Here is a 20274-nt window from a genome sequence, read left to right as displayed (position 1 = left end):
TCTCTGTGCACCTATTTTATTGCCATAACTGAGTACACACTCTATAATCCCTCCCCCGCTCAAAATAGAACAAAAAATATAAAAAGATACATTACATGGCCAACTTCAAGTCGCTTTTCGGCTGTTTATTTGCTTGCTACCTGATACCAGCACTTTGGGGCAATGCCCAAGCACAAGACACATTCGTTGACGCTAAGATAGCACAGCAGTACTTGTGGACACACTTGGTACAAGAGTATGACAAAGAAACACTCGATATTGAAAAGTCAGAACAAGCGATAGATCGTATTTCGGCGCACCTCGATAGTACCCAGCTCTCAGAGTTAGAAACCATTCAATATCGAGCCACGCGTGCGTTGAGCTTGTACGGCGTGAATTTAAAGCGCCTACTTAGCAACATAAGTGTTGATATCACACAGGCAGAACTTGCGATTAAAGATATCGACTTTGTTTTGCACTCTGGCTCTTATAACGTTAACAAACACTTAGCGTACACCGGCGGCCATACTGCATTGCACCTATTGAAGTATCCTGATTTGGCCTACAAGTATTGGCAGCAGTGCGCTGAAGATGGTCACTCTGGCTGTATGAATATTATGGCTGGTAATAGCTTTACGGGTGCTCATGGGTTAAGTGTGAATATACAAGAGTCCATCAAATGGCATAAGAAAGTGTACAATACAGGTACTGAATACACCTGTGCGGGGATTTACTCAGCCAACGCATTGGCTAAAGTGACCGCCTTATTTCCCCAAATTAATACGAGCGTTACACCCTATGAGTGGTATCAACGCCGCGATACGTTGCAAGAGGCGTTGAGCGAGTCCTATAAAGACGTCGAAAGCTGTGTTTACCCAGCTGATTTAGCTCTGAGTCATGTTTTATTGTCTAAAGAAAGTGCCGCCACTCGTTTAAATTATATCGAACAGGCACTTAAATTGGCCGAGGTTGAGCAAGACGCTGAATTGCTAAAACAGGTGTTGCTTGATATCAAACATAATAAATTGAGCAGCAATACCCTAGATACTTTATCTCGTATAGAAGATATAAGTGTACAGTGTGAGCTGGCATTCTCAGCGCTGATCAGCGCTAAGTATGCTCAAAACCATCAGCTAGCCCTTGCTCTGGAAAACCTAGTAACGAGTATAGATACCAGTAAGTGTATGGTTGAACACGCATTTATTCGTAACCTACAAAGCGAAGGCCGCTGGCAAACTCTTTAGTCTTAATGACTGGGCAATAAATCACTCGATTGTGGCTGACTTACCGCCAGCCGATATCCTACATCTTATTGTTTTTATCCTCCGTGGGCAGCTCACAGAACATCCAACTACCACAACCAAACTGGCCTGCACGGCTGTAGTAAATACCACCTGCAACCTGCGGGGTCATATCTTGCTGCAGCTTATGTGCGTCGTTCGATAGGTTTTTGATTTTCTTTTTGTTAAGTTTTAACTTCATGATTGATTTCCTTATTAAAAAAGTCTGCAAATTTGTAGACACCTAATCTTAAAGCCAAACGCTCACAAATTAGCCCGGTATAACTTGCAGTTGTCAAAAGGGTTAATACCTGTGTACCGCCTCTTAATAGCTGACGCGGTTATGTATTTGTTATTTGAGTATGTTAAATTGCTAAAAAATGATTGGTTTGCACGACAAGGGGCATCATTGATGAATACATTCGGTTTACCAGAGTCTGTAAAGAAAATACTGGTGGTTTGTATGGGTAATATTTGCCGCTCCCCAACAGGTGAGGCCGTACTCAAACACAAGCTCGTAGCAGCACAACTAGACATAGTCGTGGATTCTGCTGGCACCATTGCCTATCATCAAGGCAACCCACCTGACAAACGCAGTGCTGCTGCTGGACAAAAACGCGGGTATAACTTTAAAGGCATGACCGCCAGACAAGTCAAGCCCCAAGACTTCGTCGACTTTGACCTGATTCTAGCTGCGGATAAAGCCAACCTTGCTGATTTGATGGCGCTGTGCCCTATTCAACATCAACATAAAGTTATGTTATTTATGAACTTTTCTGCTGGAGAATATGACGAGATCCCCGACCCGTATTATGGTAACGGCGATGGCTTTGAAACAGTATTAGATCTCATTGAAGACGCATGTGACAGGCTGATCATTGAACTGCAAAAAAATCCCAAATAGCTGATTATTTTTCTCGCCTAAAAGGGGGGCTTGTGGTAAATATATCGCCCCATTTTTGAGAGCTACCCCTTTGGCAACATCGACCAATTTATTTGAACAAATTGCGCTGGACTTACAAGTTCATGGTGTCAGTATTCAAAGTTTAGATTTACAAGAACCCGCCCTTTTGGCCTTGAGCGAAAGGCTCGATATTTTATCCCAACAAGATTTTCATAAAGCAGGTATTGGCCGCCAAGAAGATCATATGAAAAATGAGCAAGTTCGCCGTGACAAGATCCACTGGTTAGAAACAAGCGACCCCAATGAAGCGCTATTTTTAACCTATATGCAGGATTTAAAAGTCTACTTGAATCGCCGCTTGTTTTTGGGTCTGTTTAGCTACGAATGTCATTTTGCTCATTATGAACCAGGTGCATTTTATAAAAAACACCTAGACGCGTTTAAAGGCGAAGCCAACCGCATTCTTTCGACCGTATTGTATCTAAACCCAGATTGGCAGGAAGGCGATGGTGGCGAATTGGCAATATACGATCCAAATGATAGTGAGCAAGTATTACTTATTGTGCCACCTAGTTACGGTACTTTGGTTACCTTTTTGAGCGACGAGTTTCCACACGAGGTATTACCCGCTAAAAAGGCACGTTACTCTATTGCAGGTTGGTTTAGGGTTAACACAAGTGTTGCAGGCAACATCGACCCCCCTCAGTAATGTGTTTTTGAAAAAGCTACACTTTTTTACTTCAACATCTTACTGAGCGTGCATATTATGTGCCTTGGTAAAACATGGATGGCATATAACATGAAGCAAGTATTTTTGTGGGCAGCGATACTCACATTAACCTCTGGCTGTATATTTCACCCCAAAGAGGTCTCCTATTTTGATAATCGTTGTCAGATATATGCAAAAAAGGCAGTATTGGATAGCGAAAGGGCTTCACTCTTAACAAGTTGCAGCGGCTCAGCATGTGGAGGATGGCTCGCAGCTGAGGGCTTAGTAAGCGCTGCAAGCCTAGTTATTTCGGGCAGCATCGTACTGGTTCAAAATGCCGTATATTGGCAAGAGAAAAATAAAAACTGCAACGCTCAAAGTCGTAATGCAGAACAAAATAAAGCCAGTAAAACCAGCGAAGAAAAAGCACAAAGCAACCTTACGGAAATAGAACGCATAGAGTAATAACAAACAATTAAGCAGTAACGAGGTAAATGCATGATCACAGAAATAACAAAACAAGATTTTGTTTTATTTTGGCCAACCTTTGAGTCCATCATAAAAGCACAGCAAACTTATGCATTTGACCCCGACATGACGTTGGAACAGGCGTACCACCTGTGGTGTGAAACCCCGCTCAAAGCATTTGCTTTCAAAGCGAACAGAGCAATCTTAGGCACTTATTACCTCAAAGCCAATGCGATGGGCCCCAGCAGTCATATTTGCAACTGTGGTTACATGGTCAGTGAAGCCGCCCGAGGGCAAGGAATCGCGCAAAAGCTTTGTGAACACTCACAGCGAGTCGCTCAATCTTTGGGGTTTAAGGCCATGCAGTTTAACAGCGTGGTTAGCTCAAACGAGGGAGCCATTCGACTTTGGAAAAAGCTGGGTTATGACATTATCGGCACCATTCCCAAAGCGTATAAACATCCACAGCTAGGCTATATCGATAGTTTTATCATGCATAAACTGTTGGATGAGTAACTAAACTTGACTATCACATTGCTGAGTTGGCAAATCAGAACAAGGTAAAAATATCTTCACCTGAAGCCCTACCACCTCGGTTTGCTGATAAATATTGTGCAAACTTAAATAGCCGTGATGCGCCTCTACGATTTCTCGACACAAAGCCAAACCCAGGCCACTTCCAGTGGCTTTGGTTGAGTAAAAGGGGATCAATGCATTGGCCATGACTTGCTCACTCATACCTTGTCCGCCATCGGTAACGCTTACAATAACTCCTCGCCCCTGTGTCTCAATTGTTAAGCATATCTTATCGGCACAAGAGCCTGACTCATGTGCGTTTTTAAGCAGGTTAATGAGCAGCTGCTGAAGCTGCATGTTATCGGCGTAACAGGCGCTTGAAGGTACACTATCCGGCGCAACAAACTGCCACTGTTGAGCAAGCTCATTAATCAAGCTTTGCCAGTCTATCAATTCGAGTTTGGGCGGCGGTAACTTTGCGAACTTACCGTATCCTTGTACAAACGCAGTTAAATGCTTAATACGCTCTTCAATGGTGGCAAACACGCGTTGTAACCTTGGCTCATTCAAGCCCTGTGACAATATTTTACCACTGTGTAACATCGACGACATGGGGCCAAGCGAATTGTTCAGCTCATGGCTAATAATTCGGATTACTTTTTTCCAAACCGCCACTTCCTGACGGTTTAACTCACGAGTAAGCTGCTTCAATATAAAGAGTTTATGGTGCTGATTGTTCAGCAAAAACTGACCCGTTGACAGATGCCACGTTTGTACTTCTTCTGAAGTATTGAGGATGTTAAACAAACCATCTTGAGCAGACCCAATCGCCTGCTGTAATTCTGCTGGAGCATGCTCTAGCGCTTGATTTAGATGCAACCCCTCGATACGAGTGTTCGACATAACCAGATCGCGGGCGCTTAGGTTACTAAAAACTACCACACCATTACTGTTAATCAGCAACAATGCCTGAGGAGAGCTTTCCAGCACCTTATCAAGCATCAATTCCCTTTGATGGATCCACTGCTTTTCTCTTCGTAGTTGCTCCGCAGTTTGATTGTACAATGTACATAACCAGCCTAACTGATCGGCACGCTGATATGTCAATTGGTTAGCAAACTCACCATCTTTGAAATTTTGTAAGCCAAGCTCCAGCGCATCTAAACCTTGCTCAAGCGTTGCACAGCTAACAGAGACAATAAAAGTAGCAAGTGTTATAGCAGCCAGCCAGACTACGATTCCCTGCATCCAAGGCACTTGTACAGCAATAAAAACTGCCCACAAACATACCGTGATAACTACCATTACAATGAGCTTTATTTTATTAATTAGAGATAACCACGGCTTTTGTGCTCGCATACTAATACTCGATACCAAATTTTTTCAGACGTCGGTAAAGTGCTTGCCTCGTGAGACCAAAATGGCGCGCAACTTTAGCAATCACGCCATGATGGGTATGCATCGCGCTTTGTAACTCAGCTTTAGAAGGCTCACATTTGGCTTTCACAGTACTTCCAGCAGATGACTCAAGCGATGAATCAAGTACAAAATCCTGCTCACTCAACTCACCTTCATGCTTGAGTACACCTGCCCGTTTACAAGCATTTTCAAGCTCTCGTACGTTACCTGGCCAACTATATGCCTGCAACGCGCGCTGCGCGGAAAGTGACACGCTTCGCTTTGGTAAAAAGTGCTTTACCAAAGGAATGATATCGTCTGGACGCTGCGCTAAAGGAGGCAGTTTTAATTCAATCACATTGAGCCGATAATAGAGATCTTCACGAAAGCGCCCCGCCTGAATATCCTGCATTAAGTTGGCATTCGTCGCAGAAATAACCCGCACATTAACTTTGCGAGTTTGTACTGATCCCAAGCGTTCAAATTCACCAGTTTGCAGCACGCGTAACAATTTCATTTGACCCGACAGCGACAGATTACCAATCTCATCAAGAAATAACGTGCCACCATCGGCGGCTTCAAAGCGACCCATACGTTGTTTGTTCGCCCCAGTATATGCACCCGCCTCCGCGCCAAATAACTCAGCCTCGATGAGGTCGTGAGGCAGCGCACCTGCGTTCACTTTAATAAAGGGCTTATCTTTTAGGTGCGAATTGGCAACGACTATCTCAGCAATACGCTCTTTACCACTGCCATTGGGGCCCGTTATCAGCACAGACACATCGGACTTTGCTAGCTGTAACGCCATATCAACAATGCGCTCCATAGCGGTGCTTTCATATACCAGCCCTACTAAGTTGGCACCTTGCTTCGAGTCGCTACGCTCTTGTTTTTGGCGTTCAAATTTCGCGTTACTTTGACGCGTTTTACCCAGCTCAATTAAATTACCAATGCTGGTCAGTAGCTTTTGATCATCCCAAGGTTTACCAACATAATCAGCAGCGCCCGCCTTAACCAACTCAATAGCGGTTTCCAGTTCGGTCCATGCGGTAATTAAGATGATGGGTAAATGCGGATTGATTTCTCTAAGACGATAAAACAGCGTTTTACCTTCTTCACCGGAGGTAGTATCACTGGAAAAGTTCATATCTTGCAAAACCAAGCTGATTTGCTGATAGCGCACGATCTGTTCGGCTTCAAATGGGGTTTGCGCAAGTACCACACTGTAGCCGTGAATTTCCAGCAATAATGACAACGCCTCCAAAATGGCAACGTTATCGTCAACAATGAGTATTTTTTCCATATTATTATTTGTACTTCAATGTGCTACACCAAAATCAGTGTAGCACAAATGATTGAAAATCAGTTAGATGGTTCGTGTTGCCACGCTGGGTGAAATATTTGCGGCACGTTGTGCTGGACCGATGACCGAACACACACTTATGAGCAACACTCCAACAGCGGTAAAACCAACATATAACAAGGGGAGCTTAGCAATAGAGTAATGCTGCATTAGCTGCTGCCCCAGTAAAATAGCAAGCACAGCACCCAATACCAAGCCACCGATACATATCATCACGCTTTCTACCAAGAAGTAGTTAATAATATGCGATTTACGCGCGCCAAGCGCCCGTCGCGTACCCACCTGTTTAGTGCGTTTATTGATATTGAACATGGTTAAGCCAAAAATACCCAACGCAGTGATCAACGTCAAGACCACCACCATGACCAATAGCATACGCATAGTCAACTTATCTGGAGCAACGAAGCCACCTTTTACTTGTTCTAATCCCATTATATTCTCAACCACACGTTTACTGTCGAGTTGCAACATAAGCGATTCGATTTGTTGCATCACTTCTGCACGTCTACCGGGTTCAGTGCGCACCATAAACTGCGTAAGTTTTCGCGCCAAAACAAAGGGGGTAATAACAGAGCGATCTTTTCTTTCTGAGCTTAACCAAGGGCCTTTCATCATATCGGTAATACCGATGATTTTTACTGGGAAATCCCCCCGATAGATTGACTTACCAAGGGCGTCTCCATCTGGAAACAAGCTATCTGCCAATGCTTTAGTGATCAAGGCAATATTTGGATATTGATCATAGTTATCTGTCACCATCACTTCAGATTCATAAAAGTTTCTACCCTCAAGCACCTTTACACCAAGGGTGTTTAAAACATGTTCGTCACCTTGAAACACGTTGGCTTGCTCCCCTTTGCTCTTCTCACCTGTTGGACGCAAACGAAAAGTGCTAGCAGAGCCGCTGCCACTGAGTGGTACAGAATCAATCATCACTGCATCCACAACACCGGGGATTTGCCGTAAGGCTTGCTCATCCAGTTCTGCTTGTTGTTTAAAATTGGTATCTTTGCCAAAAGACATCACCTCAAAACTAAAAATATCCTGCTCTGAATAACCTGTTGGCTGATCTAAATAGGCGATTTTCTCTTTGATAATAAAAGTCGAGTTACTCACAATTGCGGTTGTAATCGCAATCTGTAGCAGCAACAGTATGGCCCCAACCTTGGAGCGACACAGGGCATTAAATATTGGTTTAAGTTCTGACATAACAGCGCTCCTTATTGGGTTTTTAAGTACACAGCGGGGGTTGTTCTACATACCAGCCAAGCTGGATATAAACCCGCAATAATACATGCAACAATCGCAATGGTCGGGGCGGCAAGCAGCATGTTTAAATCCATATTAGCAATCGTATTGTACGATCCATTACTGGCCCTCACTCCCCACAAACCTAACTGTGCAATCACAATCCCCAATAGCCCGCCAAACAAACCAAGCAAAGACACTTCAACTAGATGCTGATAAAACACCTGCCATTTCGATGCACCTAGCGCTCTGCGCACGCCAACCTCTGGCGCTCGACGCAAGAACTTAGCCAGCAACAGCGACAGAATATTCGCGACACAGACCGCTAAAAACATAAAACTCAGCGTCACCATGATTTTGTTATCTTCTTTGACCACGCCTCGATACTCCATCAACTCCATTACGTTGAAAACATTGGCGGTTAATTTTTCGCGGTTAAAACGGCCTAAACTTTGTTGCTGAATCATGTAATTCATTAAAAACTGCTCAAAATCGGCTTTTTCTTGCGCATTCTCAAGCTCAACCCAAAACTGTAGCCAAAGACTCTCGGACACGAGTAGGTCCGAAAATGTTCTGTCACTTTCATTTTTCCAACCATTGGTATTACCCCAAGTTATGATTTCATTGGCTGGCCCCATTGTAATTGGCATAAAAATACCCTCCGATGGCTGGAATGACCCATTGTTGAGATCATAGAATTTCACTGACATATCCCAATCTTCAATAATACCAATGACTTGCACTCTCATATCATCCAAATAGAGGGATTGTCCTACTGAGTTTTCACCATTAAAAAGCTTATCGTTGATACGCTTAGAAATAACCACGACGGGCGCGATGTCATCCTGCTGTTGCTGTGTCCAAGCGCCGCCATACAAAAACTGCAAATCAAACATCTGAAAAATATCTTTTGTAGTCAAACGAGTTGGCTCTTTGAATGGCTTTATCTGATCATTGCCCAGATGTACCGAAAATCCCGACTTATACATCGCGGTGCGCTCATAGGGCAACGGGGCATGGAGCAAATTCATCGCATCCTGATAAGTGACCTGAAAAGGTACATCATCCTTTGACCAATAGGTATTACCATCATTCATTGTTTGCAATTGCACATGGTGTAGCTGCTTGCTTTTACTAGGAATTGGGTCTTTCGACATCATGTAGTACACGGACAGACTCGTCATTGTAACACCTATTCCAATCGCGATGGCCAGCACCATAAGTACACTCACCATGGGTGTGCGCTTAAAGCTACGCCAACTTAAATCTAAGTAATGAAACAACATCGTTACGCTCCCACGGCTGCGGCTGGATTACCTTGGTAAAGGGTAAAATCTGCCAATTGTCCATCTACTACCTGAATATTTCTAGGTGCTCTGCGGGCAAGTTCTGGGTCGTGAGTAACCATCACAATCGTTGCGCCTTCACGATTGATTTGCTCAAGTAATTCCATTACCTGACGCGCCATGAGACTATCAAGGTTCCCCGTCGGCTCATCGGCCAGTAAAAATCTTGGCTCCCCTGCTAAGGCTCGGGCAATTGCAACCCGCTGTTGCTGACCACCTGATAGTTGCTGTGGTAAATGTTTTGCGCGACTGGCCAAACCCACTTGCTCTAGGCGTTGTTCAACACGGCGTTTACGCTCCGCAGCCTTGATGCCTCGATAGCGCAGCGGCACTTCAATATTTTCAAATAGATTCAAATCTGGAATTAAGTTAAAACCCTGAAATATATAACCAATTTTCTGATTTCTAAGATCTGCACGTTGATTATCATTCAAGCGGCCAACATCAACTCCATCCAATATATATTGACCAGAAGAAAAGGGCTCTAGCATACCTGCGATATTTAAAAAGGTGGTCTTGCCCGAACCAGACGGCCCTGTAACGGCAATAAACTCACCTTCATTTACTTGTAGGTCAAAATCTCTCAATGCATGTGTTTGCACCATATCTGTTTGATATATTTTGTTTACTTTATTCATTGTTAACATGGTTCTGTTCCTTTCAATATATTTCGACTAACATGCATTGCTTAGCGCAACATAACACGTTCAGCGCGTTTAAATGGTGTGTAACTGGAAATAACTATTTGATCGTTTTCTTTTAGCCCCCCTAACACTTCAACCTCTGAAATGCTCACGGCTCCCGTTGCTATATCGATTCTTTGCGCTTGACCATCTGAGATTAAGTAAGCCACGGAGCCTCCTTCTTGCATAAAAGCACCACGCTTGACCATCAATACGTCAGACTTGTTTTCCAACAAAATACGCGCGGATATGCGCTGGTTTTGTCTAATTCCGCTCAACCCTTGTTGAGAAAATCTAACTCGAGTTGTCACTTCTCGCTCGTTGACCTCTGGAGATATAGCGCTGAGTTCTCCCATGACTTCATGACTACCAATTTTGAGCAACACTTGCATACCTAACCCCAGTTCGTTCGCGTAACTTTCACTCACCTGCAGTTCTGCTTCAAATGCGCTTAAATCAACCAGCGTCATGACCGCTTGATTCTTTGTAACCAATGCTTGTGGCTCAACCAACATATTGCCCACAATACCTGAGACACTGGCTTCAATATCTAGATTGCTGACTTTGCGTTGTAGCTCATCCACCACTAATTGCTGGCGTGATACGGTGCTTTGTGCCGATTTTAATTCAAACGCTAATGTGTCCTTGGCGAGCGCCACTTCTTTTTGTGCATGTTTGAAGTTCAGCTTCGCGCGGGCTAAATCATCGACTGCTTTTTCCAAATCAATTTGACTGATTAAACGCTTTTCAATTGAAAGTTGTGCTCGACGATTCTCACGTAAAGCAGCATTAAGTTCGACTTGTGCCAAATCCAGCGTTTTATTAAGGCTTAATGTCTGTCGTCTTGCTTCAAGCTTTTTGCGCTCTAACTCTCCATGCAGTCTTTGCAATTCAGAGTTTTGCTGCTGCAAAGCATTTTGTAGCTCTGGACTATCTACGGTTGCGACTGGTTGACCCTTAGTGACTTTATCGCCCGCTTTAACAAGCAGTGTGACGACACCTTGCTCTGTGGCGTAAATACGCGGGGCGTTAGCCGCTACAATCCGCCCAGTTGTCGCAATATCTCTGACAAAGTCGCCTCGCTCTACTTTGGCAATTTTCAATTCATCCTGTTGTACAGAAAACTCTGCGTTTGAGTACCCGCTCATCAAAGCCGCAGATGCAGCGACTGTTACAGCTATGGTAATAGCAGCCCAAATAGGCTTTCCAAAGCGTTTACTTTTTACAACTAGTTGATCCTGTCCACTGGTATCTTTAATCATAATTAGCCTCAATGACTGACATTTGCTTCGAATAGGGCAATCAACCAAGCGCCCAGCAAAACGATACTTGGCGACAATAAGAAAAACACATATAGCAACATATCTAACTCACCCTTATTCACTTAATTTGTACTCACTATTCGATTTACATGCCAAAATTAAAAGCCCATGAATAACAATCAGTTACTCATATTCACCTAACAGAAAATGTGTCCACGGACACTAAAAGTGTCCGCTGCGGACACCGAAAGCGTCCGCGACTAACCACTGTCAAAGAGTTCATATTTATCAAGGACATTGCCCACTCATCTAAGCTTTGTTAAAGTTTTCATCCATTTTTTTTGATGTGAATAATACAAATCATGAAAATCAAAACTCTTTTATTTCCTTTGCTGCTATTAAGCAGTGCGGCACAGGCTCTTCCTGAACAAGTCATTTTGTTTCGTCATGCTGAAAAAGCCCAAGGCGATAACCCACAGCTGACAGAAAAAGGTCAGCAACGTGCCAAACATCTTGTATCAATGTTCAATGATAGAGCTATAAAACACGCGTTTAGTACTGATTATCATCGAACGCAGCAAACCATTGCGCCATTGGCAAAGCACTTTGGGTTAGAGGTAACCAGCTATGATCCGCAAAACTTAGAGGCTTTCTCAAATGAAGTTTTGGAATTAAAGGGCGAAGTCGTTATCGTGGGTCACAGCAATACCACCCCCGAACTCGTGCGCATTTTGAGTAGTCAGGAGGTCAGTATTGCTGAAGATGAATTTAACAAAGTATTTGTCATCACCTATGGTAAGTTCGGCAGGGTTAGCTTATCGACGCTTAGCTCGGATAACGAGGGTAAATAAGCTGCATCAATTGTTGCAGCCCTTGACTCATGTGAGCTGTATTTTGACCTGCAAATCCTAGCCTTATATGAGTTATCGCAGTAGCGCTCGGTTGTAACGAGCGCTCACTATTTGCATAATAAAACTCGTCTTGTGTTTGTAGGTAAATACCATGTTTACCCGCTAATGCTTTAACACCTAAAACATTTACCCCACAATCTACCCACATGGCCATGCCACCGTCAGGATATATAAAACGTAGCGGCAAACCCACTTTTTGATAGTGTGCTAGCTCACCAGCCATAGCCTCACTTCTAGATTTGTACAATTTCGTCATACGTTTTAGATGCCGCTCAAATTGGCCGGTTTGCATCCACTGCGCAACACTAAGTTGGGTCAGTACATCATTCTTATGATTAATCAACTGTTTATGGGAACGTATTTGCTCTAGTATTTGTTTGCGAGCACAGATATAACCTACTCTTGCTCCAGCAAACATTATTTTTGAGAATGTGGATATATAAATGACGATGCCCGCAGGGTCATCCGACGCCATAGGTTGCAAGGGTTGACATCGATAGTGAAACTCATGGTCATAATCATCTTCAATGATCACCCCCCCGTACTGATAGCAAAGCTGATATATTTGTAAACGCCTTGTGGGGGATAAAGTCACCGTAGTTGGATACTGATGTAAGGGAGTGAGATACAGCAACTTAATGCTATAGCGTTGAAGCTGCGTTTCCAGATCTGCGACACACAGCCCTTGCTCGTCCTGATGAATGTCGATGATACGAGCACCACAGGCTGAAAAGGCTTTTCTAGCAGGTGGATAACCCAAAGTTTCACAAGCAACATAGTCTCCCGGTGAGATAAAAACTCTCGCAGTAAGAAACAAGGCTTCTTGGGAACCATTGCAGATCACTAGATCTTCAGTGCGTAAATTACGTGCGCTTTGAAGGTATACTTGAACCTGCAATTTTAATTCATTTTCGCCGCCCACAGCACCATAATGCAACTTCTTGGCATCAACCCTTTGACACACATTACTCATTGCACGCTTAAACTCAATAAACGGAAACTTTTCTATATCTGGCAGGCCGCCCGCAAAATTATATTTATATTGGGCAAGTTCAGCTGTGACTGGGTCATTCATTGGCTGAGCAAAGACTAGCTGCTTTGGGACATATTTTGGCTGCTTCTTATGCTGTGCACTTGAGTCTATGGGCAAGGTGTGTGTTACAAAGTAGCCCGACTTTTCTTTGGCTTCCAACCATCCCTCAGCTACCAATAGTTGTAACGCATTCATAACCGTATGGCGATTAAGCTGATATGCCGGCGCCATGGCACGCGCTGAGCTGAGTTTAGTACCAGTTACGAGCTTGCCTGCCTTGATAGCTTCTCTCAACGCCCCTGCAAGTTGTAGATAAATCGCTTCATTATTGTGCTGAGCTTCAAAAACAATAGGGTGCATTTTGAATCCAATCTAAATTGTCCAATGCCAGTAGCATAGCCACCAATCTGGTCTAGGTAAATAATAAAGTTTGGTTGTTTATGTTAAACCAAAAATCGAATTAAAGTAGCCTTATTAAGACTCTAAACAGGAATAACACATGTTTGAAAAACGTAGCTTAAGCTCCCAGAAAGTAGCACTACAGCCCTTAACACAACAGCATTTAGCGGACCTTTTTGAGGCAGGACAAGATCCAAAACTGTGGCGTTGGATCTTAACTAACTATTGTAAAACACCAGAAATATTAAATGATTGGTTCTGGCAAACCGCTCAGTTTGATGCCCAACAGCAGCTGGTCATGGCAATCGTCAATCAAGCGGATAACCAAGTAGTAGGCACCACGCGTTTGTTCAGACTAGACACTTTCAACCGCAGTGCAGAAATTGGCCATACTTTCATTGGGGTGCCTTGGCAACGCAGCTATGTTAATACACACAGTAAATATCTGTTGCTCAAGTACGCCTTTGAAACGCTTAACTTGGTTCGGGTTACTTTTTGTACACACGAAAACAATCAGCAATCACGTAACGCCATCGCACGCCTCGGTGCGCGCTTTGAAGGCATTCATTTCAAAGACAGACTCCTTGCTGATGGTAACTTTCGTAACAGTGCGCGCTTTAGCATTATTGATGAGCAGTGGAGTGAAATAAAACCTAAACTTGAGGAGTGGTTATAATGTACCCAGCTAGATATTTCCAAGAGCAGCACCTTGAGCGCTTATTATCGCTTGTACAGCAGTCACCTTTGGCTTCAATCTTGTTTGACAATCATCTAAGTGGCCTAAATGAGGTTGTTTATACGCCTTTAGTTTTTGATGAAGCCAAATGGGTTTTTATTGGTCATGTGGTAAAAAGCAACCCTTTAGTACAGCAAAACGATAGTATGGTGAAATTACTGTTTCATGGCCCAAATGGTTACATTTCACCAAGTCACAGCGAAGCTCTCACACTTCCTTCGTGGCTATACGCCAATGTTCAGATTGAAGGACGCTTTGAGTTAGTAGCAGATCACCAACTAAAGCGCGATATGATGACACAGATCACTGACCATTTTGAGCGCGAGTTTCACGACCCTTGGCTGGTCTCGTCGCTTGAAACAAATAAGCTAGATACCTTGTTCAAACATATCGCGTTTTTTACCATCTCAATAGAGCAGTGGCATGGCAACTTTAAACTTAGCCAAAACAAGTCACCAAAAGTGAAAGCCCAAATAATGCAAAGCCTAAAAACTAGAGGGAACGAGGCTTTATCTGAGCTTGTTGGAAGTTATATTGATGATGAAGACACAAACAACAAAGTGGCAAACTACTGAGTAATTATCCACAGCTGAGGTTAATTATCACTGGGCCAGAATCGCTCGGATAATGTCTGCTGCTTGAGGCAAACTGACCAAACGTTTGTTTGCTTCACTCATATTAATGCCTTGAATTGCTTCAAAATCATCTAAAAATAGCACCTGATCGTAACGCTTTGTTACGCAGTTCTTAATGTAAACCATGACATAACATCGCTTGGATAGCTTATCTAGGGTTCTAAAGAAGTTAATATCCTCACTGGATAATTTTGGTTTAACCAATTGCCCTTTTAGTTCAACAAACATGTGCTTTACGTATATATAATCATCATTGAGATGATACTTTGTAACGTCTTTAACAGAAAACTGATTCTCGGTTTGTGTTTGTATACCCTTCTCTACATGGACAATTGATTTTTCGCTGAATAAGTAAGTCCAAACGCGATCTAATAATGCTTTTCCTTTTTTGTTGTTACTTGTATGCAGTTGCGTGAAGACGTTTTTAACACCCCAGCTTTCCGTAAAAATGTACATACATCTATCTCCTTGTCACTTATTTAGATCCATATCAACCATGACGTATTGAAACAACACATGTGTTCTCACCATCCAAAGTACTCAGTCATGTGTTCCTGTGTATTTAAATTTTACATAACGCAATATTAATATGTTAATAAGTAGAGTAAAAAAACAAAAAAGATGAGAAAACGTAAAATACACAGCCATTATTGATTTAAAAACAAACAAACCACCTTAATAACAACCATTTTAGAGTAAAATATACGTAAATTAAAAAAATCATTTTTGCTTAAAAGGCAACAGCAACTCATAAGCGTTGCCGTTGTTATTGATAGGTCTTTGTACTAATGCTTAATTGAGGTCATCATCCACCCAAAACTTGGTTCCTTTTAGTACAGCCTGCAAAGCCAGACCCGTTTCAGTCAATGAGTATACGGTTACATCATCAACCACAGCTTCAGCAGCAACAGCTCCGCCTTGATGTTTGTGCTTAGCTGCAGCATCCGCATTTCCCCCAAATGCCCAGCCATGCTCGATAAAGCGAGCCAATGCGCTTTGGCTGTGGAAAACCATCACCACGCTAAAGTCTTTTGCACCAATACCCAGTCCCAAGCCTGCCTCAGCCATATTCATATAAGTTCTAGCACCAGTGGTACGATTTACCGCTACGCCATAACCACCACCCAAACTGGCAAATATGACGTTAACATTAGCATTATCAAAAACAGCATACCCTGCTGAACTTGCAATTTGCTGTTGAACATCTGGTTTTTCAGAGTAAAGCTGACTCAACACATCACTGCGCATACTTTCAACTGCTGCACGCTTTTCAGCGACAGTATTACCGGCTGACGCACAGCCCACTAGTAAAAAAACAATACCCATTAATGTAGCGATTTGATTGCCTTTCATATAAACCTCTCTTAAACAAGAAAATAACCCTATGGCATCGAATAAAAGCCTAGTACACATAAGCTGGCTTAGACATGAATCAAGCAATCATAATTTAAATTGGCGAAAAGCGAGCAAAAAAAGGCCGCTGATGCGGCCAATATCATGGGTAATCATGAAGGGATAAGTGTGAAAACAAGTTCAGTGTACATAGCCAATTAGTTAAATAAAACCACATTATTACGCACAATATCATCGCAAAAACCGAACAGTTAAAAACCTATGTCAACCTCAACACAACACTTTTAAACCTTTGTGCGTGTTTTGACGACTTATACGCGAGACCCAAGCACAGAGGACGAGAACCATGTTAAAACCTGTAAACATTATCGCAATCATCAGCATCACCGCCGCTTTTACTTCTTTTGCACAAATGCGCGCGCAAACACATGAAGACCACACGCCAATCAACATAAATGGCTATCGCGTAGTCGTATCTCAGCACTGCCAGCAAGTACTTGAAGCACCGCTGAGCGCTGAACAAGTAGACAGTTACTTAATAATGAAGCAGCAATCAGAGAAAATGAACACACTTGAGCGCCCAATACAAAAGATCAGTGCAAAAATGAGTGAACTGGGAAATCAAATTGAGGCGCTCACGCAACAAGCCTATGTGGTAACGGATGGCAAGCTCAGCATGGATAAGACACTACTAGCACAGCAACAAACTGTATCCGCTGAACTTCAACAACTGGCAGACGCAAACAAAGATAAGTTTACTGCGCTTGAAGCACAAGGTAAGCAACTAAGCAGCGCTGCCGAGCGCTTTGAAGCATTGATAACACCCACTATCGGCGATATTGAATACTCCCATGTACAGGTTTTAGCACCAGGGGAGCAACCCGAAAACACCTGCCTAACACGCAACTAACTTTACTAGTATCCCAACTTAAAAACAGGTCTAACATACCACAAGTATGTTAGACCTGTTTTTACTGAATGACTTTACCTCGTGTTCGAGCGCATAGCCAAGCGTGTGGTTTGCAGTGTATCTTCTACATCAATGACCAGATCTTGAAACTTTGCATATAAAGCCCCCTGCAGCGGCGTTTGAGCTACATTTTTTAGTGATAATGGATTGATTGGTTTACCATTTTTATGCACCTCGTAGTGCAGATGTCGCGCTTGCGATAACCCCGTATTGCCCAAATAACCGATCACTTGTCCCTGAGTTACTTTATCACCTGATTTTAGACCCACAACAAACCTATCCAAATGCGCATACAAAGTATGGTAGCCCTGCCCGTGCTCTATGAGTATACGGTTGCCAAACCCTCCTCCCCAACCAGCTTTTTCAATCTTGCCGTTACCGGCCGCAAATATTGGCGTTCCATGGGGCGCGCCAAAATCTAGCCCAGCATGAAGTCGAGTGTAGCCCAAAATAGGATGCTTTCTGTGTCCAAATTCTGACGACAAGCGGGCACCATTTAAGGGAGTTTTCAATAAAAAGCCTCGTGCAGGACGTCCATTTTTGAAATAAAAGCCATCAAGCACCTCCTCATCTTCAAAATGAAAGATTTCGATTGGTTCTTCATTGTTGAACAATCGGGCATAGCGTAGTTGAGTGGGTTTGCTATGCTGTGCTTGCAAGGCATCTGGCGAGAGTATTACCTGCTCATCAAACAGCAAACGCACCTTATCTCCTTTATGTATTTCTCTTTGAAAATCAATAAAATGAGAGTAGGCAAAGATCATTTGGTTTATGATATCAAGCGGCACATCATTAGTTTGAGCACTATCAAAGATACTGTTTGATACCTCAAAAGAGCGTATAACAGGCTTAGAATTGACCTGCAACTGGTAACCCCGTTTTGTCCACCCCTTTGACGTGCGTTCTATACGCAGACGCTCAGTAAATGTTGTGGCAAGTGTTAAAGAACGTAAATTTTCACCGCTGTGTTCCACCTTGACCTTATCTCCCACTCGAATTCGATCTAAGTCCAAAGTAGGCTTAGCAAGCTTTCGTACTCGCCAAGCATCATTGGCGCTAAAACCAAACGGCTTAAGTACACCAATAAGAGATTGTCCTTGCTCTATAGTTATAATTGTCGTTTGCAACGGGTTGATTTGTTGTTTGCTATCGGCTTCAACGCTCTGCAATTTGCTCGCTGCTTGGTTTAGATCCGTAGGTGTCGATACGTCCTTCACATTGCCGGGCTGTGAAACCGCTCCCTCAGAACAAGCACTCAGTATGGCAATCATAAAAGCGATATAAATAGATGTTTTCATTAGCCTAATTCAACTCCACTACAGTTAATGGATCGACACGCTGACCTTCGTGTAAGACTTCGAGATGTAGATGTGGTCCTGTCACCTTACCGCTCTCGCCCAAGGTTCCTATACGCTTTCCAACCGGCACCCAGTCTCCTTCTGCAACCCAAATTTGGTCTAAATGAGCGTATAGACTTTGATATCCGTTACTATGTTGGATCAGCACAACCTTGCCATAGTTAGTCGGCAAGGTATGCGCATCAGCCACCAGCACCTTACCTGTAGCAACGGAAGCAATTGGCTGCCCTTTAGGGGCTACCAAATCAACGCCGCCATGTGAGCGGTTATCTCTAAACGCACTAATATGCCCAAAGTGTGAACTGATGGAATATTGGTTGATTGGCGCTTGCCAGTTTGGTTGTTGGACAATAAATAATGACTTGATATGGCCTACGATCGCCACAGAAGTCAACGTGCAAAGCATCAAGGCAATCACAACACGACTCGGGCTACTCTTAGTCGGCCTCATGATCTGTGTTAAACGCAGCTTATAATCAGCCAAAGACATCGCTCGTGATGCAAAAGCAATAGTCGAATGCTGTTGATAATTGGTGTTATTGTATTTAAGTGCGGTGAGCATAGCTTGGGCGTAAACTTTTGGGTTGATCCCATATTTGGACAAGGTAGATTTGTCACACCTAGCTTCTATGGCGTTACCTAACTCCACTTCCATTTTGACCAAAGCAGGATTGAACCAGAAGATACAACAGAGGATATGCCAACAGGTTAACAGCTGATGATCCCGATAATCTATGTGAACAAGCTCATGATTTAGCAATGCTTGTTTCTGCTCCTTGGGAAGCTCCATAAAGTATTTAGGTAAAGCCAGCCGGCTTTTAAAAACTCCTGTTACAAATGGCGAGCAATTTATCGGTAGCATAACGGCATCCACATTACGTGTGCCAATAGATACTTTTTCGCCCGTCGTTAATAAGTTCAAAACACTACTTCTGTTATGCCAAAAGCGGTGTAAACGTTTAAAAGTGACAGTGAGGTAAATACACAATAAAATTGCAAACAAGATGCTTGCATCCCCATTCAAGCTGCTTTGCGTGACCAACTCGGTATGTAGTTGCAGCAGCTCGGTTTGCTCAGATACATCAAATAACACCTCTGGAATTGCTACAAACCTTGCTGATATATCTAACCCAGCAAAAGGCAATACACTGATTAGTAACACCCCCCACCACATACTTGGCATTGCTGGGTTGAATCGTTTTAAATAGCGACCACATGCAAGCAGAATAAAGCACAGCAAAACCCACATGAGCACATTAATCAGTGGTGTAATTAGTACTAAAAAGCCCATACTAATTTCCCTTTTTGTCCTGTACTGATAGCGATTCAAGTAAATCTTCGAGCTCACTTAACTCTTCTTTTTCAATGAGTCGGCTATCTGCAAATAAAGTAACCGGTAGTGGCCCATCCAATTCAAAGACGTTTTTTGCAAATTCCTGCGCATAAAGCGCAAGTGTGGCGACCTTATCTACTTTGGCCTGATATGACTTTTTATTGCCTTCTTCACCAATCAGCAATAACCCCTTTTCGCCCATGCGTTCGAGCGTTTTTCGGGTGGATGAGTAGGACCAATGAAACTTGCTCTGTATTGCCTCGTGTATTTCTTTTGCAGTTCTTGGCTGTGAACTCCAAAGTAATTTTAATATTTCTAGCTCTGTACTATTTGGTTTCAAGATGGCAACCTCCTTATGTGACATATGTCGCACTTTAGCAAACAAAAAAG

Annotated in this window: 22 protein-coding genes; 9 read left to right on the top strand and 13 right to left on the bottom strand. The window is 43.1% G+C overall.

Annotation, left to right across the window (positions count from 1 at the left end):
• The first annotated feature begins 95 nt into the window (after positions 1 to 95).
• The gene (locus BET10_RS19950) at positions 96 to 1223 is read left to right on the top strand and encodes a hypothetical protein (RefSeq protein ID WP_070987691.1); all 1128 of its coding nucleotides are present in this window, start codon (positions 96 to 98) and stop codon (positions 1221 to 1223) included.
• 58 nt (positions 1224 to 1281) lie between these two features.
• Here BET10_RS19950 and BET10_RS19945 read toward each other — a convergent pair whose 3' ends face one another.
• Positions 1282 to 1461: a hypothetical protein gene (locus BET10_RS19945; protein WP_070987689.1), complete on the bottom strand. Its 180-nt coding sequence runs from the start codon at positions 1459 to 1461 to the stop codon at positions 1282 to 1284.
• A gap of 210 nt (positions 1462 to 1671) precedes the next feature.
• Between BET10_RS19945 and BET10_RS19940 the strand changes: the two genes are divergently transcribed.
• The 4 genes from BET10_RS19940 to BET10_RS19925 all read left to right on the top strand — a co-directional run bounded on the left by BET10_RS19940 (position 1672) and on the right by BET10_RS19925 (position 3856).
• Entirely contained in the window at positions 1672 to 2163 is a 492-nt protein-coding gene (locus BET10_RS19940) for a low molecular weight protein-tyrosine-phosphatase (RefSeq protein WP_070987841.1), read from the top strand.
• A gap of 70 nt (positions 2164 to 2233) precedes the next feature.
• The gene (locus BET10_RS19935; protein WP_070987839.1) at positions 2234 to 2872 is read left to right on the top strand and encodes a 2OG-Fe(II) oxygenase; all 639 of its coding nucleotides are present in this window, start codon (positions 2234 to 2236) and stop codon (positions 2870 to 2872) included.
• 90 nt (positions 2873 to 2962) lie between these two features.
• Positions 2963 to 3337 (top strand): hypothetical protein, encoded by a 375-nt coding sequence (locus tag BET10_RS19930; protein WP_070987687.1) that lies wholly within the window; start codon positions 2963 to 2965, stop codon positions 3335 to 3337.
• Between the two features lie 33 nt (positions 3338 to 3370).
• Positions 3371 to 3856, top strand: a complete 486-nt coding sequence (locus BET10_RS19925) for a GNAT family N-acetyltransferase (RefSeq protein WP_070987686.1) — start codon at positions 3371 to 3373, stop codon at positions 3854 to 3856.
• On the opposite strand, the gene BET10_RS19920 is transcribed toward BET10_RS19925, so the two are convergent.
• From BET10_RS19920 to BET10_RS19895, 6 genes are all read right to left on the bottom strand, one after another.
• On the bottom strand, positions 3857 to 5215 hold the full coding sequence (locus tag BET10_RS19920) for a sensor histidine kinase (protein WP_070987683.1): 1359 nt from the start codon (positions 5213 to 5215) through the stop codon (positions 3857 to 3859). It abuts the gene before it with no gap.
• Position 5216: 1 nt separating this feature from the next.
• Positions 5217 to 6557 carry a sigma-54-dependent transcriptional regulator gene (locus BET10_RS19915; protein ID WP_070987681.1) on the bottom strand — a complete coding sequence of 447 codons (1341 nt, stop codon included), beginning with the start codon at positions 6555 to 6557 and terminating at the stop codon, positions 5217 to 5219.
• A gap of 63 nt (positions 6558 to 6620) precedes the next feature.
• On the bottom strand, positions 6621 to 7826 hold the full coding sequence (locus BET10_RS19910) for an ABC transporter permease (RefSeq protein ID WP_070987679.1): 1206 nt from the start codon (positions 7824 to 7826) through the stop codon (positions 6621 to 6623).
• Between the two features lie 11 nt (positions 7827 to 7837).
• Positions 7838 to 9151, bottom strand: coding sequence for an ABC transporter permease (locus BET10_RS19905; protein WP_070987678.1), 1314 nt, complete (start codon positions 9149 to 9151; stop codon positions 7838 to 7840).
• Positions 9152 to 9153: 2 nt separating this feature from the next.
• Positions 9154 to 9858, bottom strand: a complete 705-nt coding sequence (locus BET10_RS19900) for an ABC transporter ATP-binding protein (RefSeq protein WP_070987676.1) — start codon at positions 9856 to 9858, stop codon at positions 9154 to 9156.
• Positions 9859 to 9899: 41 nt separating this feature from the next.
• Positions 9900 to 11156 (bottom strand): efflux RND transporter periplasmic adaptor subunit, encoded by a 1257-nt coding sequence (locus BET10_RS19895; RefSeq protein ID WP_070987674.1) that lies wholly within the window; start codon positions 11154 to 11156, stop codon positions 9900 to 9902.
• A gap of 362 nt (positions 11157 to 11518) precedes the next feature.
• On the opposite strand from BET10_RS19895, the gene BET10_RS19890 reads away from it, so the two are divergent.
• Positions 11519 to 12007, top strand: coding sequence for a SixA phosphatase family protein (locus tag BET10_RS19890; protein WP_083330624.1), 489 nt, complete (start codon positions 11519 to 11521; stop codon positions 12005 to 12007).
• Here BET10_RS19890 and pdxR read toward each other — a convergent pair.
• Complete coding sequence (gene pdxR / locus BET10_RS19885) at positions 11982 to 13460, bottom strand: MocR-like pyridoxine biosynthesis transcription factor PdxR (RefSeq protein WP_070987672.1); 1479 nt, start codon at positions 13458 to 13460, stop codon at positions 11982 to 11984. The two genes, BET10_RS19890 and pdxR, sit on opposite strands and share 26 nt — an antisense overlap.
• Before the next feature lie 139 nt (positions 13461 to 13599).
• On the opposite strand from pdxR, the gene BET10_RS19880 reads away from it, so the two are divergent.
• Both BET10_RS19880 and BET10_RS19875 read left to right on the top strand, forming a co-directional pair.
• Complete coding sequence (locus tag BET10_RS19880; RefSeq protein WP_070987670.1) at positions 13600 to 14175, top strand: GNAT family N-acetyltransferase; 576 nt, start codon at positions 13600 to 13602, stop codon at positions 14173 to 14175.
• Positions 14175 to 14810, top strand: coding sequence for an FMN-binding negative transcriptional regulator (locus BET10_RS19875; protein ID WP_070987669.1), 636 nt, complete (start codon positions 14175 to 14177; stop codon positions 14808 to 14810). The genes BET10_RS19880 and BET10_RS19875 overlap by 1 nt, the downstream gene beginning before the upstream one ends.
• A 27-nt stretch (positions 14811 to 14837) precedes the next feature.
• Here BET10_RS19875 and BET10_RS19870 read toward each other — a convergent pair whose 3' ends face one another.
• On the bottom strand, positions 14838 to 15326 hold the full coding sequence (locus BET10_RS19870; RefSeq protein WP_083330623.1) for a hypothetical protein: 489 nt from the start codon (positions 15324 to 15326) through the stop codon (positions 14838 to 14840).
• A 336-nt stretch (positions 15327 to 15662) separates the two neighbouring features.
• On the bottom strand, positions 15663 to 16223 hold the full coding sequence (locus BET10_RS19865) for a lipid-binding SYLF domain-containing protein (RefSeq protein ID WP_070987668.1): 561 nt from the start codon (positions 16221 to 16223) through the stop codon (positions 15663 to 15665).
• A gap of 346 nt (positions 16224 to 16569) precedes the next feature.
• Here BET10_RS19865 and BET10_RS19860 point away from each other — a divergent pair, with 346 nt between their 5' ends.
• Positions 16570 to 17133 carry a hypothetical protein gene (locus tag BET10_RS19860; protein WP_070987667.1) on the top strand — a complete coding sequence of 188 codons (564 nt, stop codon included), beginning with the start codon at positions 16570 to 16572 and terminating at the stop codon, positions 17131 to 17133.
• 74 nt (positions 17134 to 17207) lie between these two features.
• Here BET10_RS19860 and BET10_RS19855 read toward each other — a convergent pair whose 3' ends face one another.
• The 3 genes from BET10_RS19855 to BET10_RS19845 are packed head-to-tail and all read right to left on the bottom strand — an operon-like array spanning position 17208 to position 20224.
• Entirely contained in the window at positions 17208 to 18491 is a 1284-nt protein-coding gene (locus BET10_RS19855; protein WP_070987666.1) for a M23 family metallopeptidase, read from the bottom strand.
• A 4-nt stretch (positions 18492 to 18495) separates the two neighbouring features.
• Positions 18496 to 19842, bottom strand: coding sequence for a M23/M56 family metallopeptidase (locus tag BET10_RS19850; RefSeq protein WP_070987665.1), 1347 nt, complete (start codon positions 19840 to 19842; stop codon positions 18496 to 18498).
• Position 19843: 1 nt separating this feature from the next.
• Positions 19844 to 20224, bottom strand: a complete 381-nt coding sequence (locus BET10_RS19845; RefSeq protein ID WP_070987833.1) for a BlaI/MecI/CopY family transcriptional regulator — start codon at positions 20222 to 20224, stop codon at positions 19844 to 19846.
• Positions 20225 to 20274: the final 50 nt, after the last annotated feature.

This window comes from Pseudoalteromonas amylolytica (genome assembly GCF_001854605.1).
GTDB classification, from domain to species: domain Bacteria; phylum Pseudomonadota; class Gammaproteobacteria; order Enterobacterales; family Alteromonadaceae; genus Pseudoalteromonas; species Pseudoalteromonas amylolytica.
This window is presented reverse-complemented; position numbering and strand designations above follow the sequence as displayed.

What these genes read in the sequence shown, in the direction of transcription:
- BET10_RS19925 (WP_070987686.1), top strand. Translation starts at nt 3,371, where the DNA reads ATGATCACAGAAATAACAAAACAAGATTTTGTTTTATTTTGGCCAACC.
- pdxR (WP_070987672.1), bottom strand. Translation starts at nt 13,460, where the DNA reads ATGCACCCTATTGTTTTTGAAGCTCAGCACAATAATGAAGCGATTTAT.
- BET10_RS19875 (WP_070987669.1), top strand. Translation starts at nt 14,175, where the DNA reads ATGTACCCAGCTAGATATTTCCAAGAGCAGCACCTTGAGCGCTTATTA.
- BET10_RS19880 (WP_070987670.1), top strand. Translation starts at nt 13,600, where the DNA reads ATGTTTGAAAAACGTAGCTTAAGCTCCCAGAAAGTAGCACTACAGCCC.
- BET10_RS19930 (WP_070987687.1), top strand. Translation starts at nt 2,963, where the DNA reads ATGAAGCAAGTATTTTTGTGGGCAGCGATACTCACATTAACCTCTGGC.
- BET10_RS19865 (WP_070987668.1), bottom strand. Translation starts at nt 16,223, where the DNA reads ATGAAAGGCAATCAAATCGCTACATTAATGGGTATTGTTTTTTTACTA.
- BET10_RS19855 (WP_070987666.1), bottom strand. Translation starts at nt 18,491, where the DNA reads ATGAAAACATCTATTTATATCGCTTTTATGATTGCCATACTGAGTGCT.
- BET10_RS19910 (WP_070987679.1), bottom strand. Translation starts at nt 7,826, where the DNA reads ATGTCAGAACTTAAACCAATATTTAATGCCCTGTGTCGCTCCAAGGTT.
- BET10_RS19940 (WP_070987841.1), top strand. Translation starts at nt 1,672, where the DNA reads ATGAATACATTCGGTTTACCAGAGTCTGTAAAGAAAATACTGGTGGTT.
- BET10_RS19900 (WP_070987676.1), bottom strand. Translation starts at nt 9,858, where the DNA reads ATGTTAACAATGAATAAAGTAAACAAAATATATCAAACAGATATGGTG.
- BET10_RS19850 (WP_070987665.1), bottom strand. Translation starts at nt 19,842, where the DNA reads ATGGGCTTTTTAGTACTAATTACACCACTGATTAATGTGCTCATGTGG.
- BET10_RS19920 (WP_070987683.1), bottom strand. Translation starts at nt 5,215, where the DNA reads ATGCGAGCACAAAAGCCGTGGTTATCTCTAATTAATAAAATAAAGCTC.
- BET10_RS19870 (WP_083330623.1), bottom strand. Translation starts at nt 15,326, where the DNA reads ATGTACATTTTTACGGAAAGCTGGGGTGTTAAAAACGTCTTCACGCAA.
- BET10_RS19915 (WP_070987681.1), bottom strand. Translation starts at nt 6,557, where the DNA reads ATGGAAAAAATACTCATTGTTGACGATAACGTTGCCATTTTGGAGGCG.
- BET10_RS19905 (WP_070987678.1), bottom strand. Translation starts at nt 9,151, where the DNA reads ATGTTGTTTCATTACTTAGATTTAAGTTGGCGTAGCTTTAAGCGCACA.
- BET10_RS19860 (WP_070987667.1), top strand. Translation starts at nt 16,570, where the DNA reads ATGTTAAAACCTGTAAACATTATCGCAATCATCAGCATCACCGCCGCT.
- BET10_RS19890 (WP_083330624.1), top strand. Translation starts at nt 11,519, where the DNA reads ATGAAAATCAAAACTCTTTTATTTCCTTTGCTGCTATTAAGCAGTGCG.
- BET10_RS19945 (WP_070987689.1), bottom strand. Translation starts at nt 1,461, where the DNA reads ATGAAGTTAAAACTTAACAAAAAGAAAATCAAAAACCTATCGAACGAC.
- BET10_RS19895 (WP_070987674.1), bottom strand. Translation starts at nt 11,156, where the DNA reads ATGATTAAAGATACCAGTGGACAGGATCAACTAGTTGTAAAAAGTAAA.
- BET10_RS19950 (WP_070987691.1), top strand. Translation starts at nt 96, where the DNA reads ATGGCCAACTTCAAGTCGCTTTTCGGCTGTTTATTTGCTTGCTACCTG.